The sequence below is a fragment of the Phytopseudomonas daroniae genome (assembly GCF_004327275.1).
GTDB lineage: Bacteria > Pseudomonadota > Gammaproteobacteria > Pseudomonadales > Pseudomonadaceae > Aquipseudomonas > Aquipseudomonas daroniae.
This window is the reverse complement of record NZ_QJUJ01000003.1, coordinates 142,710-157,867: the sequence shown is the minus strand read 5'-3', so window position 1 is coordinate 157,867 and position 15,158 is coordinate 142,710. Positions and strand designations below refer to the sequence as shown.

The window sequence follows — 15,158 nt, the reverse complement described above, 5'->3', positions numbered from 1 at the left end:
ATATCCATAGGGCACTTGAAAGCGGATGGATGCTAGGGCCTCAATCGCCACCCACGGCGAAGTTGGGCAGGCTGTCCACCGGCTGGCTGAACTCGAAGGGAATCGATTCCAGGGCCATGCCGACGTTACGCTGCACCACGAAGTGCAGGTGCGGGCCGGTGCTGTTTCCGGTGTTGCCGGAGCGGGCAATGGGCGCCCCGGCGGCGATGCGCTGACCTTCACGAACGCTGACCGAACCCTGCATCAAATGCAGGTAGACGCCCATTGTGCTGTCGTCATGAAGGATGCGCACGAAGTTGCCGGATGGGTTGGTACCGCGCCCACTCTGGGAATTTTCGATTTTCACCACCACGCCGCTGCGCGCGGCGACGATCGGTGTGCCCTCGGGCATGGCGATGTCCACGGCATAGCGCCCCTTCGGGGTGAAGTGGCTGTACTGGCCGTTGGCACCCTGAGTCAGACGAAACGGCCCGCCTTGCCACGGCAGTGGATAACGTTTCTGCATCGGCAGCAACCGCGGGTCACCCAGGGCGTAACTCAGCTTGGGCGTATAACGCAGTGGCTTGGAGGGATCGAGCGGCGCCAGGGTGGCCAGGCGGATCTCGCTACGCGGTGGCAGCACCCAGTTGATCGGCTTGCTCGGCACACCACTGGCGTTGGCGACCTGCTCGATTTTCAGCTCCACCTGAACCGGCGCATACAAGTCGTTGCGCACCAGCAAGGTCTCTCCCGCCGCGTGTTTGCGGGTTTCCAGCTTCACCTGGTTGTCGAGTTTTTCCTCCATGCGGTCGCTGAACACGAATACCTTCGCACCGGGCGCAGCCTGATCACTGTAGGTGACCACGCCATTGGCGTCGGTGTACTTGTATACGGTCAGCGCACTCGCCTGACAGGCGAACGCACAGAGTCCCAGAAGAAGAGAGAAGCGCCCTAGCATAACGACTCGAGTCGATTTATTTAGTTATCAAGTGTTGGCGGGCCAAGACTAGCAGCGTCTCCATCACCGGGCGACTACCGACTGCGCGCTTTGCGACAACCGGCACAGGCTTTTTGCATACTCTCGGGAACGGCGATGCCAGAGCCTTCCATTCGACCTAAGTCCTAGGGGCAGAACACCGCACGAAGCACTAGACTGCCGCTCTTCTTTTTTGCTCCCAGAGATTCGCCATGTACCGTGACCGCGTGCGCCTTCCTTCGTTGCTGGAAAAAGTGATGAGCGCCGAACAGGCCGCCGCCCTGATCGAAGATGGCATGACTGTCGGCATGAGCGGATTCACCCGCGCAGGCGAAGCCAAGGCCGTGCCCCGGGCCCTGGCCGAGCGTGCCCGCCAGCAGCCGCTGAAGATCAGCCTGATGACCGGTGCCAGCCTGGGCAACGATCTGGACAAACAACTGACCGAAGCCGGCGTATTGGCCCGGCGTATGCCGTTCCAGGTCGACAGCACCCTGCGCAAGGCGATCAACGACGGTACGGTGATGTTCATCGACCAGCACCTTTCGGAAACCGTCGAGCAATTGCGCAACCACCAGCTCAAGCTGCCGGACATCGCAGTGATCGAAGCGGTTGCCATCACCGAGCAAGGCCACATAGTGCCGACCACGTCAGTGGGCAACTCGGCCAGCTTCGCGATCTTCGCCAAACGGGTGATCGTCGAGATCAACCTGGCGCACAACGCCAATCTCGAAGGCCTGCACGATATCTACATTCCGACCTACCGGCCGACCCGCACACCAATCCCGCTGACTCGCGTGGAAGACCGCATCGGCCTCGGTGCAATCCCGATTCCAGCGGAAAAGATTGCCGCCATCGTTATCAGCAACCAGCCGGACTCACCGTCCACCGTGCTGCCGCCCGATGGCGAAACCCAGGCCATCGCCGATCACCTGATCGATTTCTTCAAGGGAGAAGTGGCTACCGGACGCATGAGCAACAACCTCGGCCCATTGCAGGCTGGCATCGGCAGCATCGCCAACGCGGTAATGTGCGGTCTGATCGAGTCGCCATTCGAAGGCCTGACCATGTACTCCGAGGTGCTGCAGGACTCGACCTTCGACCTGTTCGACGCCGGCAAACTGAGCTTCGCCTCAGGCAGCTCGATCACCCTCTCTGCACGACGCAATGCCGAGGTGTTCGGCAACCTGGAGAAATACAAGGATCGGCTGGTGCTGCGCCCGCAGGAAATATCCAACCACCCGGAAGTCGTCCGCCGCCTGGGCATCATCGGCATCAATACCGCCCTGGAGTTCGACCTGTACGGCAACGTCAATTCGACCCATGTCGGCGGAACTAGGATGATGAACGGTATCGGTGGCAGCGGCGACTTCGCCCGCAACGCCCACCTGGCGGTGTTCGTCACCAAGTCCATCGCCAAGGGTGGGGCGATTTCCAGCGTGGTGCCGATGGTCAGTCATGTCGACCATACCGAGCATGACGTGGACATCCTGGTCACCGAGCAGGGCCTGGCCGATCTGCGCGGCCTGGCTCCGCGCGAACGCGCGCGGGCGATCATCGACAATTGCGTGCACCCGGACTTCCGCGGCCCGCTGAACGACTACTTCGAGCGTGCCTGCACACGCGGCGGTCACACCCCACATATCCTGCGCGAAGCCATGGAGTGGCACATCAACCTGGAAGAAACCGGGCGCATGCTCGCTGCGGTCTGAGCGGTAGCGCCTGCTTCGGCGGGCGTATCAGCCTTGTTCGATACGGTTGCGTCCACTGCGCTTGGCGCGATAAAGCGCCTGGTCGGCGCGCTCGAACACCTGCTCGCTACGCTCCGCGGCACTGAACGAGGCGATGCCGCCAGACAGGGTGATGGTCACGCGCTCGCCCTTGAAGTGGAACGGGCAGTTCTCGATCGCCGAGCGCAAGGTATCGAGCAGTTTCAGGCCGCCCTCCATGGGCGTGGACGGGATCAGCAGAACGAACTCTTCGCCCCCGAAACGGGCGATGAAGTCGGTCTTGCGCAGCCGCTTGAACAGTTCACCCGCAATGATCTTCAACACCTTGTCGCCGGCCAGATGGCCGAAATCATCGTTGATGCGCTTGAAGTGGTCGATATCCAGAACTGCCAGCAGCAGATCACCACCATAGCGCTGCCAACGCGCCAGTTCGAGATCCAGGCGCTCTGTCCAGGCCGCGCGATTGGGCAGCCCGGTGAGGGGATCGAGCAGCGCCTTCTGCCGTTGCTCTTCAAGGTGATCACGAAAGCCCTTGGCTTCCAGCTCCATGCTCGCCACGCGCTCGACCAGAACCTGCAGACGCTCACCCACCTGCTGTTCGCGTTCGTCGCGCTGCTGCTGATACTGCGCCATGGTGCCGAGCAAGCCGTTGAGGCGGTTTTCCACCAGACTTTTAAGGCTGTCGAGATCGGTGGCTTCCTGCATGCTGCTGTGCAATCCATCGACCTGCTGACGTAGCTCGCTGTCCAGACTGCGCGCGGCCTGGGTCGAGTCGGCATAGTCCGTGCGCACATCACCCAGGTTGCCCTGGAAGGCCGCCAGGCGCTCGTTGAGTTGCTTGAGATAGCCCTCGAACTCGCGCTGACCGACATCGGCGATCGCCAGCATCAGCACACCGAGGTCATCCAGCACCGGCACGAGTTCGTACATGTTGAGGCCGGCCGTGATGCGCTCACGCAGCACATCGGCCTGCGCCTGATGTCGCTCAGGCAGCGGCAGCTCCTCCAGCAAACCGAGCAGGCTGCTTTCGACATGACTGGCGATGGCGATGTAGCCGGGCTCGGGCACAGCCGGCAGTGCATATTCGGGATCAGCCTGGGCCGCTTCTTCTATCGTGGCTTCATAGAGAATGGCGGCTTCTGCCACCTCGGTGACGGGTTCGCGCGCTGGCTGGGCGGCAGGCGTCGGTAACAGCAGCGAGGACGGCAATGGCAGGCTATCCAGCAAAACAATGCCATTGGCAGCGGCCGAACTGACGGGTGCAACGGCAGGTTCGAGTACCTCAGGCGGCGCGGCCATCACGGCAAGCGCGGGCTCGGCTGCTGCGGGCTGCTCGACCAGCGCTACAGCCGCGGGCGTGCTTTGCGGCGGCAAGGCCTGCGCAATCGGCGTTGTCTCTGCCGCTGCCTCAGGCTGCGCTACCGGGTTCGCCACATCACGGCTGCCGAATAGCCGCTCGATCAATCCCGGGCGCTCGACCTGCTCCGTTCCCAGGGCAACCAGTGCCTGCTGCTGCAACTGGCTCAGTTCGGCCAGCAGGGCGGGCAGCTCACGGGATTGTCGCGCTCGCTCATCGACCTGCTTGGCATAACGTTTGAGCGGTTTGCGTACGTCGCTCGGCAGATCCATCTTCAGCAACTGCGCCACCAGGTTCGACAGCCCGCTGGCGACCTGCTCGATACGTTGCTGACGGCGCTGCTCGGAATCCAGCACGGTCTTTTCCAGCCGCGGAATCAGCGCGCTGAGCCCGACATCCATATCGTCACGGCGGAGGATCTCACGCAGATCCTGCATGCACTGGTCGACCGATTTGTCGGAACCCTCGGCCGCCAGGCTGCTGCGTACCAGACCGCGACGCAGCAGGTCGATGCGCGCATCCCAGCGGCGTTCGAGTTTTTCCTGCTGCTCAAGGTTGGAAAGGTATTTCTCGCGCCAGCGCTGGGCGTCGTCGTCCATGCTCAGGGCTCTTGTACACGGAGCGGCAACGGTGCTGAAAAGGCATTGGGCAAGCGGATTTCCACGGCCACCGGCAGGTGATCGGAGATCGGCTGGGCCAGCACCTGAAAGCGCTCGAGTTCCAGGCCTGGACTGAGCAGGATGTGATCGAGGCAGCGCTGTGGACGCCAGCTCGGAAAGGTCGCTTCGATCTGCGGCGCGAGCAGGCCGAGGTCGCGCAGTGGCGAGTTTTCCAGCAGATCGGCGGCGTGGGTATTCATGTCACCCATCAGGATCTGATGACGGTAACCGCCGATCAGCTCGCGAATGTAGGCAAGCTGCCGGGTGCGGGTACGCGGCCCCAGCGCCAGATGCATCATGACCACGGCAATGGCGTCCTCGCCTTCACCGATACGCAACAGGATCGCGCCACGACCGGCAGGGCCAGGCAGTGGATGATCCTCCAGCAGCGTTGGGCGCAGACGACTGAGCAGCCCGTTGCTGTGCTGGCCGAAGCGGCCAAGATTGCGATTGAGTTGCTGATACCAGTAAGGAAAGGTGCCCAGGCGGGCCAGGTGCTCGATCTGGTTGACGAAGCCGGAACGCACGCTGCCGCCATCGGCTTCCTGCAGCGCCACGATGTCGTAATCACCGAGCAGATCGCCGATACGCTGCAGATTGCCGGCGCGCCCCTGATGCGGCAGCAGGTGCTGCCAGCCGCGAGTCAGGTAATGGTGATAACGCTCGGTACTGATACCGACCTGGATATTGAAACTGAGCAGGCGCAGGCGCCCGTTCTGCGGCCAATCGCCGTCCGGGGTGCAGTCCGGGTTGACCTGTGGATCACACAGGCCAGCCTGACGGGGCATGGAACGGCGACGCAGCATGGCAGGGCGCTCCGGATGCGGTTACTTGGCTGCGCGCTCTTTGGCGATCAGGTGATCGGCGACCTGCAGAGTCTGCTCCGGGCCACCCGAGCTGGAGATATCGAAACGGTATTTGCCGTTGACGATCATCACCGGTACGCCATTGATCTGGTATGCCATGGCCAGCTTCTTGGCTTTTTCCATCTGGCTTTTCACGCCGAAGGAATTGAACGCCTTGAGGAAGGCGTCACGGTCGATGCCCTGGGTGACCAGGAAATCAGCCATCTCATCCGCAGTGGCCAGCTTGCGACCTTCCTGGTGAATGGCGCGGAACACTTCGTTGTGTACCTTGTGTTCGACCTTCATGCTTTCCAGGGTGATGAACAGCTGGCCATGGGCGTTCCATACGCCGCCGAACAGAGCGGGAATACGCACGAAGTTGACGTCATCCGGGAGCTTCTCGACCCAGGGATTGAGGGTCGGCTCGAACTGGTAGCAATGCGGGCAGCCGTACCAGAACAGTTCCACGACTTCGATCTTGCCGGGTTTGGAAATCGGTACCGGGCTGCTCAGTTCGACATACTGCTTGCCGGCCTCGATCTCGGCGGCATGAGCAGCAACGCCGAACAGGCTGGCACCAGCCAGAACCGCGGAAAGGATCAGATTACGCATGCATGACTCCTTGCTATGAGGGTGCTGCGGACAGCTTCGCTTCGACTGGATAGCCACCCGGTAGGTTCCGTCCATTGTAGCGGCCTCGACAACGAAAAAGGGCGGTCAAGGCCAGCCTTTTTCGTTACCGGTATGCAAACGCCGATCAATGCCTCAGTGCAGGCCCTGAACGTAACTCGACACCGCCTCGATATCCTTGTTGCTGAGTTTGGCGGCGATGTCGCGCATGATCATGCTGTCGCCATCGTTGCTGCGCTCGCCTTCGCGGAAGGCAGTCAGTTGCTTGGCGATGTAGTCGGCGTGCTGCCCCCCCAGATGAGGATAGCCAGCGGTGGCGATGCCGCTGCCATCCGGCGAGTGGCAGCCGGTGCAGGCCGGCATGCCTTCAGCCAGTTTGCCGCCGCGGAACAGATCCTGGCCACGCTCCACCTGTCCCGCATCGGCAGCGCCCACGCTCATCTTCTGGCTGGCGAAGTAGGCGGCGACATCGACCATGTCCTGCTCGCTGAGCGGTTCGAGCATGCCGGTCATTTCCAGCACCGGGCGGGCGCCTGACTTGATGTCCTGCATCTGCTTGAGCAGGTAGCGCTCGCCCTGCCCGGCCAGTTTCGGAAAGTTCGCCAGTTGGCTGTTGCCATCCGGCCCGTGACAAGCTCCGCAAACGACGGCCTTTGCCTGCCCCGCAACCGGATCACCTGCGGCCTGGACAGCCCCGACCAGGCCCAGAGCCACCAGCAGACTCACTATTATCTTGTTCATCAGCTAATCCAAAACGGCGTAAGAGAGAAGTGTTATGAACCGGTGAGATCCGCCCGCCGCTTAATCGACGATGGTACGGACATACTCAAGCCGTGCATCCCTGCTCGAACCATGGGGTGGTATGGACTCGCCTCGCAAGACGCCGTCACTAGCACGTCAATCCGGCCATGCCGCCCCGAACAGCCTGCTCACCCACTCGGCACCCGCCATGATTGCTCAGCGCGACACCCCCGATAGTGACCGGCATCAATCACCTGTGCACATTCATGTCAGGGGCTTGATGGCTACGCATCGCCAGCGCGCTGCACATTGATCGAATCAGTCTATACGAACGCATGCTCGACCCGAGGCCTCGAAACGGCGCCAATCAGAAGCCGCGAAAGCCGAAAACTCTCTGCCATCCCGCTGACGGCAGGCATAAAAAAACCGCGCCTGGCGCGGTTTTTTATCTAGCTGGCGTCAGGCCTTGCAGCTGGCTGGCGCCCAGTCACCCATGTCCGGGTTGTTGCACACATCGCTTACCAGTGTGCGACCACGGCTGGCCACCTGCTGGCTTTCCTTCTGCTTGGCCTGGGCCTTCTGCAGCGATTGCTCGGTGGTGATGACTTCCTTGGTCACCTTGGCCGTGGCTTTCGGCTGCTTGGCAGTGGCCACCTTGGTCACCTCCTGGCGCTCGACGCCGACGGTCTGCAGATCCTTCTCGTACGCCTGGGTGTAGGTGCTGACGTTCTCGCCAGTACGGCCGTCCACCTTGGCCAACAGCGCATTGGTTTCGTTCAGGCCACTGACGATTTCAGCCAGGCGCGTACGCCCTTCGGCGTCACTGATCTTGTTCGCCTTGCGATCAGCACGCAGCTGGGTGAACGACTGCTGATAGCAGCTCTGTGCAGCAGTGGCGTAACGAATGTTGCGATCGATGGCTTCGTTGTTGGTGTCGATATCGGTGGCATAGGAAGCCAGGCGTGCATTGTCATCGCTGATCTGCTGCTGACGCTGGTTGTAGTAGGCCACTGCCCCGCCAGCCAGTGCGCCACCCGCTGCACCGATGGCAGCGTTGCGACCGCGCTTGTCGTCGTCGACCAGCGCACCGCCGATGGCACCCAGCAGCCCGCCGGTCACTGCCCCGATGGCGATGCTGCGGCTCATCGCCTCATCCGAACTGCGCAACTGTTTCACGGGCTCGTAGCATTGCGGGAAGAACTCCGCCTTGGTGGTCGAGGCGACCTGGGAGCTCGGCGAGGATATACCGGCACAGCCTGCCAGCAGCACGCTGGTGCAGGTGACGGCAGAAAGCAGCGCAGTGCGCATCGAGGAAAAAGCGAGGGCCTTGTTGGGATTTTGCATCGTCATCGATCTCGTACTTGAGTGAGTGGTTTATTCCATTCAGGCTGCGTTGCGTGACAACCGCCTGCTTGATCACGGCCAAGGCCGCCAGAATTCCTTTCAAAGCCGGCATCGGTCAACAGCCGATACCTGGCATCCATTGCTGAAACGTTACTGCCCTCAGGGCGCCAGCAACTGTTTCAGGATCACGTCCGCGTCTGCCTTGCGGTTCTTGCGATACTCGCCGACATGCCGCACGAACAGCGTAGCCCGATTCACCAGACTTTTACCCAATACCGGCTTACGCGCCAGCTCTTCCTTGGTGCGCTGGAACTGTGCCTGGATAACGGCATTGCTGTAGCGCGTGCCGTTGGCCAGGTTGTCGATGTAGATCGCCAGCGCGCCGTCCAACGCGCTCTGCCCATTGGCCAGCGCGGCATCGAACAGTTTCGCCGAGGTTTCATCCTTGGCACTGCGAGCCTCGTCACGGCTCTTGCGTAAATTGGTCAGGCGAATGTTGTAGTTGTTGATCGTCTCGGCCACCAGCGCCGCCGACTGGATCAGGTTGCCCGCGGCATCCTCGCGCTGCTTGGCAATCAGCGAGACGCTGCGTTTGAGCTCCTCGTTGACGATCGCCAGGCGGTCACGCAGCTGCGGATCGTCGCTATTGGCGATCAGGCCATCAAGTAGTTTGGTGGCGTCCTGTTCTTCGTCGATCTCATCGGTGAGCGTACTGACTCGTCCTTCGTCCTTCCATTGCGCAAACAGTTCCTTGTAGCGCGAACGCGGTGCCGACAGCGCACCGATGGAGACGCGAAAGCCGGTCGTTTCGTTGCGCTGCTCGGAGCCATCGGCGGCGAATAGCGGGTACTCGCGGCGCATGCCGGTGAACAGTGTCATTTCACCTTCCAGGTAGTTGCCACCCTTGACCACGAAACCACCGTAGGTGCCCTGACGCCGCCCGGCGTGCACCAGCTGGAAAGACTCCTGCACCATCTCCGCGGCGTTGCCGACGACGTCGAACAGGCCGATGGGGTTGGGCTTCTTCAGGCCGATGGGCAACAGCCGCGCATTCTGCCCGGTGCCGCCGGATACCTGGTTGAACACCGCCCAATCGCCGAGCGGACCATCGCTGTCGCTACCCTCCACCGGGCGTGGGAACAGGCGCGCCTCCAGTTGCTGGCGGCTGACCGCATGACCGCCACGGGCAGCGTATTCCCACTCCACTTCGGTAGGCAGGCGCACGAAACCCTGGCCACCGTCTTCGCGGTTACTGCTGCGGCCGCTGACCGGCAGCCGATCACGGTGATGCTTGAGCAGCCAGGCGCTGTACACCGCCGCGAAGCGCTCGGCGTCGAAGCGCGACAGGTTGACCTTGGGCAGGCGCCCGGCCATCCCGGAAGGTGCCTCGCAGGCCGGCGCCTCGCCCTCCCCGGCCAATGCTGGCGCCTGGGCCATGACCAACTCGTACTGGCGCTGGGTCACTTCGTACTTGCCGATGAAGTACAGCATCGGTTTCAGCGGCGTCACGCCCTCGGCCTTGGGCAGCTCGCCGCGCACCTTGGCCTGCCAGTCGCGGGACAGATCGTTGAGGGTGAACTGGCCATTGATGTAGTCGCGCCGGTAGCCGGAGATGAACGACTGCTGATAGCCCGGCTCGCCCTCGCTGAAGGGATAACCGAGGATCACCTCCCGGTCATCCAGAGAACCCTTGGCCAGAACGTAGACATGCCGGAACACCATCTGCCCATCGCAAGGCAGCGGCAAACTCACGTCGCCCTTCAGGGGCTTGGGGTTGTAGAGCGGATCCGGATCGTCGGCCCAGGCGACACCGGTGAAACACGACAGAACCAGCGTGGCGCTCAGCACCTTATACATGACGCAATCCTTCCGAGGCTTCCAGGTAGGCCGCCCGCCAGCCACCAGCGGCCGCCGCGAGCATGCAGCACAGCAAAGTGGCCAGTGCCGCCAACAGGTAATGGGAAAGCAGCAGTCGGCAAGCATATTCGCCGGACGCCGACTGGAACAACAGATTCAGACCGCTCGCTGCGATGGCGTACAGCAGGGCCGAAAGCAACAGACTGGCAACCCCCGTGTACAGCGCCTGCAACACCACGAAGGCGACCAAGGCTGCGGCGGGGAAACCCAGCAAGCGCAGTACCGCCAGTTCGTGGCGTTTGCGCTCCACCGCGCCCAGGGTACTGGCGATGAGCGCCGCGAAGGCCCCGGCCAGCGACAGACAGGCCACCGACCAGAAAATCCACGCCAGGTTGCGGCTCAGGGTTCGTACCTGGGCCACCGCCTCGGCCTGGGTCACCACCGCCTGCCGCGTCTGCTGAAAATGCAGGCGCAGACTTTCCACCCCATCGAGGTCGCGGGCATACAGGCGAAAGCCGGGGTAGATTCGCTCCGGTCGCACCCCGGCCTCGACACCCGGCCAAGCGAAATCGGCAACCGCCAGGCCATCGCGATAATCCTCCACAGCTTCCAGCAACGGCAGAGAGGCGAACAGCGCGTCGCGGGAGAACGCCGCCAGCGGCAGCACCGCCTGTACCTGCAACCGGGCACGCGCGTATTGCGGCACTCCCTGGACGGTACGTCCGAACCCCGCTTCCAGCGCATCACCGGCAGCGACACCGAGTTTCTCCGCCGCGCTCTGGCTGAGCAGCACGGCATCGTTGCCCACTGGCGCCGGCAAGCTGCCGAGCAGCGGATCACCCGATGCAGTCGGCAGCATTTCCACGGTGATGGCCTGCCCCGTCCCCTGCAGCTCGGCGGTGGCGGCGATTTGCCGGGTACGCGGAATCACGAAACCGACATCGTCACGCAGGGCCAACGCCTCGATGGCCGGCAGGCTGTAGCGAGCGCCGCCGAGCGGAATGACTTCACGAACGCCGGGGTCGCGCTCCAGGCGCTCGGTGAGCGTCGTCACCAGGCCGAACTTGAGGCCGAACAGCACCAGCAAGGGGGCGATAACAGCCGCCAGCGCAAGGATCGCGCACCAGGACAGCCGCGCATCGCAACGATAGTCCTGCCAGGCCAGACGGGCGAACAGGGCCAGACGCATCAGCCTGCCTCCCCCAACCGCGCAGTCACCACACCGTCGCTACGCTGCGCCACCTTCAGACGCATTGGCGTCAGGCCGTAGTGCACGGCCAGCGTTTCGTCATGGGTGGAGATCACCAGGCACAGGTCACGTACCGCGGCCTGTTCGACCAGCAGTTGCATCACCCGCTCGGCGTTCAGCGGGTCGAGAGAAGCGGTCGGCTCGTCGGCCAATACGATGGCGGGGCGATGGGCCAACGCACGGGCAATGCTGACCCGTTGTCGCTGACCGACGGAAAGCCGTCCCGGCTGCCGGTCAAGCAGATCGGCGATCCCCAGTTGCTCGGCCAGTTGCTCGACCGAACCATCCCTCGGCAGGCCCAGCAGCTCGCGGGGCAACTGAATATTGCCGCGCACATTCAGAAAGCCGAGCAGGCCGCCGGTCTGCAGTACATAACCGAACTGGCGCGCACGCAGCCGCGCCAGTTCGTCATGCCGCCCAAGGCGCCACAGCTCGGCGAGGTCGAGGGACTGCTCGCCGCCGTCCCAGCGCAGGGTGCCGCCAGTGTCCGGTGACAGCGCCAACGCCAGCAGATCGAGCACCGTGCTCTTGCCGCTGCCGCTGGGGCCGATCAGGGCGATTCGCTGCCCGGCGCGCAGTTCCAGCTGCGGGATTTCCAGGCAATAGCGCTGCCCCTCCGCCCCGCGGGTCTTGCTGATCGCGCCAAGCGTGAGCATCAGGGTAGCGTCGACAGGGGCACGCGATACAGCGCGTCACCCGGAGCCGCATCGCCAAAACGCACCCAATTGACCGTGTCGTTGTGGAAGGTTTCGTACAGCTGGATCTTCGAATCCAGCTCGTCGATGAAATCTTCCTGCTCGGCCACACTGAGCGACAGCCACAGATCCTGGCTCATGTTCAGCACCTTGCTGCGGTAGGGCAGCCCATCCAGGTACTCGCCCAGTACGCCGCTCTGAGCCAGGTTGCCACCCTTGACCATAGCCGATGGGTCGCGGCTCATATGGGCGCTGGCGCTGGCGATCTCATCGAAGAAGTCCTTGGGCGAACGCTGCGTACGCCGCGCCGCATCGACCACCATGCGCAGCGATTGCTGCAGATCGTTGAGCTGCAGCTTGGTCAGCAGCACGCAGACCTGGAAGGCCGGCAAGGCGGGATCGGTGATATCGCGATCGCTGGTCCAGGCAGTAACCACCTGGGGCGCGCGGGCTTCGCTCTGATGACCGAGAAAATCCATGTGCATGGCGTAGCCGACCGCGGCGGATTTGTCGGCGATGCTGGCGCCGCCTTTGGGCTCCGGCAGACTGTTGTCATTGCGCACCTGATGCACCAGCTCGGCGAAGGCGCTGCCGATTTCCGTCACGCTGTTGCCGAAGGCGTTCACATCACCGCCGGCTACCGGGACATACAGATCGCCGATGCGCGGGTTGGCGTCGGCCGTGAGGCTGCGGTACTGCTGCTCGGCAAAACCGTGATTGCGTTTGCCCGCGGCGGTCTTCAGGTGCAGCGCATAGATCTTGATCTGCTTGCGCAGCGCCGCTTCGCGCACCTCGGCCTCGTTCATCCGGGTCAGCCCCAGCGGGTCGCTCTTGCGTAGCGCGCCGGCATCGCTGACCAAGAGGATCAGGCGCCCGCCATAGCCATTCCAGTCCATGCCGTCGACGGCCTGCATGACCCCGGCGAAGGCATCCTCATTGAAATCATGACTGGACACGCCGGTGGCCTTGATCTGCTGCGCCAGTTGCAGGAAGCGCTCGGGATCACGGCCCTGTTCCAGGGAAACCAGGGTCTTGGCGGTGTATTCCAGGCCAGGCGTCTTGTCGGTATTGCTGCGGAAACCGACCATGCCGAAGCTGACGCTGTCCAGATCGCCGCGGCTGGCGATCTGGCCCTGCAGTTCGTGGACGACATCACGCACACGGTCGATATAGGGCTGCATCGATACCGAGGTGTCGACCACCAGCACGATGGCCGTTCTGAAACCCTCCGGTCTTGCCACTGGTGCGCTTTCGCCCTGGTTCTGCGGAGCGTTGCCCGGGTCGATGGAGGCGACGTTGAGCAGTTGCATCGGCTGGCCATTGGCGTCGAAGGTTTCTTCCGAGTCGAAGATCGGCAGCAGGTAGAACTGATCCTGAGGCACCGCACTGCCGCCCGGCTCGACCGCCACCACGTTGTGACCGGTACCCTTCAGCGCTTCACGCAGCGCCTCACGAGCCCGGGCCGGTTCGGCCAGCAACTGCTCCAGCGCCGAGGCATCGCGCACGAACATCACCGGCGCACGACCGGAGCGCTCGGTGAATTTGAGCACCAGACTCTGCTTCCAGTCGCTCACCGCCGTGGCCGGCAACCAGCCATCGCGGCGGCCGTCGCTGGAGGCCCCGATTTGCAGCCACGGCTGGCCGTCGATGTCCTGGCGGGCGTACACGTAGAACACCGAGAACGCCGGCATGTCCTTGCCGCTGCTGGCGCCAGCCGTATCGGCAAGCTTGGCGCCCGGTTTGCTCAGCACGCGCTGGAACAGGGTTTTCTTGCCCGGCATGAGCAGCGGCCGCTCGCCGCCGTCACTGTCGGCTGCAGCCGAGATGGGCCCGGCCTCGGTGGTTGAAATGGCCTGGACGGGCCCGGCTACCGGAGCCGAGTCAGTCGGGCTGGAGCCAGAGTCGGAGCCGGAGCCGGAGCCGGAGCCGAACAGCAGGTAGCCACCACCAGCCAGCAACAGGACGCCGGCCAGGGCAGCGCCGAGGATCAGCGGCTTCCTGCTCGAGCCGGCATTGCCTTCACGCACCGAGGACGCCAACGGGGAAGGCTGCGGGCGCGGCGGCGGCACAGCGGTATCCACAGCTGGTGCGTGGGTCGGTATTTCCACGGAAACCGGCGCCAACGATGGCACGCTGGTATCGCCCTGCGCCTCGGCAGCGGGCGGCAGCACCAGCGGCTGGAACAGGGTCGCATCGTCATCTGCAGCAGCCGGCACCTGCAGGCGATCCAGCGCGGCGATCAGCTGCGCTGCATCGGCGAAACGCTCGTTGGGATCCTTGGCCAGCAGGCGCTCGAGAATCGGCTGGTAGCGGCCATGCACCATGGGCAGCGCCGGCAATGGCTCGGTCAGATGCGCCAGGGCCGTGGAGAGCGAATCGCTGCCGATATAGGGCAGCTTGCCGGTGAGGATTTCGTACAGCACCACGCCAAGGGCATAGAGGTCGGCACGGCCGTCGATATCCAGGCCGCGGGCCTGTTCCGGACTCATGTAGCTGGGCGTACCGACGGCGAAACCGGCCTGGGTGAACTGGGTGCGGTCATCCAGCGCCTTGGCGATCCCGAAGTCGCTGAGTACCGCCGTGCCGTCGGCGCGAAACAGGATGTTGGCCGGTTTCACATCGCGATGCACCATGCCCTGGGCATGGGCGTAGCCAAGGGCCGAGGCGATCTGGCGAATCCACACCAGCCCCTGATCGATGCTCAGGCCGGCACTGATGCGTTCCTTGAGCGTACCGTTGGGCAGGTACTCCATGGCCATGTAGTAGAGGCTGCCGACATTGCCGATGTCGTGGATGGTCACGGTGTTCGGGTGCGACAGCCGCGCCAGAGTCTTGCCCTCGCGCAGAAAGCGCTCGCAGAAGGTCGGGTCGGCCGCCAGCGAGGCGGCCATGATCTTCAGCGCGACCTTGCGGTCGAGGGAACGCTGTGTAGCCAGGTAGACCACGGCCATCGCACCATCGCCCAGCTCGCGTTCGATGTCGTAACCCGGTATTTGCATGTCCATGCTTTTGGTCTTCCAAGACCGTCCCGAACGACTCGGATACGGCAAATATTTAGAATGATTGGCAGATCAGCGTATTCCAGGGGCACCTCCACGA

11 protein-coding genes are annotated in these 15,158 nt (G+C 63.3%); 1 reads left to right on the top strand and 10 read right to left on the bottom strand.

Annotation, left to right across the window (positions count from 1 at the left end):
* Positions 1-40 precede the first annotated feature (40 nt).
* Positions 41-937, bottom strand: coding sequence for a peptidoglycan DD-metalloendopeptidase family protein (locus DNK10_RS08740; RefSeq protein WP_131179947.1), 897 nt, complete (start codon positions 935-937; stop codon positions 41-43).
* A gap of 230 nt (positions 938-1,167) precedes the next feature.
* Between DNK10_RS08740 and DNK10_RS08735 the strand changes: the two genes are divergently transcribed.
* Positions 1,168-2,664, top strand: coding sequence for an acetyl-CoA hydrolase/transferase family protein (locus DNK10_RS08735; protein WP_131191273.1), 1,497 nt, complete (start codon positions 1,168-1,170; stop codon positions 2,662-2,664).
* Positions 2,665-2,691: 27 nt separating this feature from the next.
* On the opposite strand, the gene DNK10_RS08730 is transcribed toward DNK10_RS08735, so the two are convergent.
* The 9 genes from DNK10_RS08730 to DNK10_RS08690 all read right to left on the bottom strand — a co-directional run bounded on the left by DNK10_RS08730 (position 2,692) and on the right by DNK10_RS08690 (position 15,064).
* Complete coding sequence (locus DNK10_RS08730; protein ID WP_131191272.1) at positions 2,692-4,638, bottom strand: GGDEF domain-containing protein; 1,947 nt, start codon at positions 4,636-4,638, stop codon at positions 2,692-2,694.
* A gap of 2 nt (positions 4,639-4,640) precedes the next feature.
* On the bottom strand, positions 4,641-5,504 hold the full coding sequence (locus DNK10_RS08725; protein WP_131179944.1) for an endonuclease/exonuclease/phosphatase family protein: 864 nt from the start codon (positions 5,502-5,504) through the stop codon (positions 4,641-4,643).
* Between the two features lie 21 nt (positions 5,505-5,525).
* The gene (locus DNK10_RS08720; RefSeq protein WP_131191271.1) at positions 5,526-6,155 is read right to left on the bottom strand and encodes a thiol:disulfide interchange protein DsbA/DsbL; all 630 of its coding nucleotides are present in this window, start codon (positions 6,153-6,155) and stop codon (positions 5,526-5,528) included.
* A 153-nt stretch (positions 6,156-6,308) separates the two neighbouring features.
* Positions 6,309-6,914 (bottom strand): c-type cytochrome, encoded by a 606-nt coding sequence (locus tag DNK10_RS08715; protein ID WP_131179942.1) that lies wholly within the window; start codon positions 6,912-6,914, stop codon positions 6,309-6,311.
* 459 nt (positions 6,915-7,373) lie between these two features.
* Positions 7,374-8,258 carry a type VI secretion system-associated lipoprotein TagQ gene (gene tagQ / locus DNK10_RS08710; RefSeq protein WP_131179941.1) on the bottom strand — a complete coding sequence of 295 codons (885 nt, stop codon included), beginning with the start codon at positions 8,256-8,258 and terminating at the stop codon, positions 7,374-7,376.
* Between the two features lie 159 nt (positions 8,259-8,417).
* Complete coding sequence (locus DNK10_RS08705) at positions 8,418-10,115, bottom strand: formylglycine-generating enzyme family protein (RefSeq protein WP_131191270.1); 1,698 nt, start codon at positions 10,113-10,115, stop codon at positions 8,418-8,420.
* Positions 10,108-11,304, bottom strand: coding sequence for an FtsX-like permease family protein (locus DNK10_RS08700; RefSeq protein WP_131191269.1), 1,197 nt, complete (start codon positions 11,302-11,304; stop codon positions 10,108-10,110). The genes DNK10_RS08705 and DNK10_RS08700 overlap by 8 nt, the downstream gene beginning before the upstream one ends.
* Positions 11,304-12,020: an ABC transporter ATP-binding protein gene (locus DNK10_RS08695; protein ID WP_131191268.1), complete on the bottom strand. Its 717-nt coding sequence runs from the start codon at positions 12,018-12,020 to the stop codon at positions 11,304-11,306. The genes DNK10_RS08700 and DNK10_RS08695 overlap by 1 nt, the downstream gene beginning before the upstream one ends.
* The gene (locus tag DNK10_RS08690) at positions 12,020-15,064 is read right to left on the bottom strand and encodes a serine/threonine-protein kinase (protein ID WP_131191267.1); all 3,045 of its coding nucleotides are present in this window, start codon (positions 15,062-15,064) and stop codon (positions 12,020-12,022) included. The genes DNK10_RS08695 and DNK10_RS08690 overlap by 1 nt, the downstream gene beginning before the upstream one ends.
* Between the last annotated feature and the right edge of the window lie 94 nt (positions 15,065-15,158).

Bases quoted from the DNA above. Each gene is read 5' to 3' on its own strand.
- DNK10_RS08740 (WP_131179947.1), bottom strand. From the start codon at position 937: ATGCTAGGGCGCTTCTCTCTTCTTCTGGGACTCTGTGCGTTCGCCTGT.
- DNK10_RS08690 (WP_131191267.1), bottom strand. From the start codon at position 15,064: ATGGACATGCAAATACCGGGTTACGACATCGAACGCGAGCTGGGCGAT.
- DNK10_RS08720 (WP_131191271.1), bottom strand. From the start codon at position 6,155: ATGCGTAATCTGATCCTTTCCGCGGTTCTGGCTGGTGCCAGCCTGTTC.
- DNK10_RS08695 (WP_131191268.1), bottom strand. From the start codon at position 12,020: ATGCTCACGCTTGGCGCGATCAGCAAGACCCGCGGGGCGGAGGGGCAG.
- DNK10_RS08730 (WP_131191272.1), bottom strand. From the start codon at position 4,638: ATGGACGACGACGCCCAGCGCTGGCGCGAGAAATACCTTTCCAACCTT.
- DNK10_RS08705 (WP_131191270.1), bottom strand. From the start codon at position 10,115: ATGTATAAGGTGCTGAGCGCCACGCTGGTTCTGTCGTGTTTCACCGGT.
- DNK10_RS08725 (WP_131179944.1), bottom strand. From the start codon at position 5,504: ATGCTGCGTCGCCGTTCCATGCCCCGTCAGGCTGGCCTGTGTGATCCA.
- DNK10_RS08735 (WP_131191273.1), top strand. From the start codon at position 1,168: ATGTACCGTGACCGCGTGCGCCTTCCTTCGTTGCTGGAAAAAGTGATG.
- DNK10_RS08715 (WP_131179942.1), bottom strand. From the start codon at position 6,914: ATGAACAAGATAATAGTGAGTCTGCTGGTGGCTCTGGGCCTGGTCGGG.
- DNK10_RS08700 (WP_131191269.1), bottom strand. From the start codon at position 11,304: ATGCGTCTGGCCCTGTTCGCCCGTCTGGCCTGGCAGGACTATCGTTGC.
- tagQ (WP_131179941.1), bottom strand. From the start codon at position 8,258: ATGCAAAATCCCAACAAGGCCCTCGCTTTTTCCTCGATGCGCACTGCG.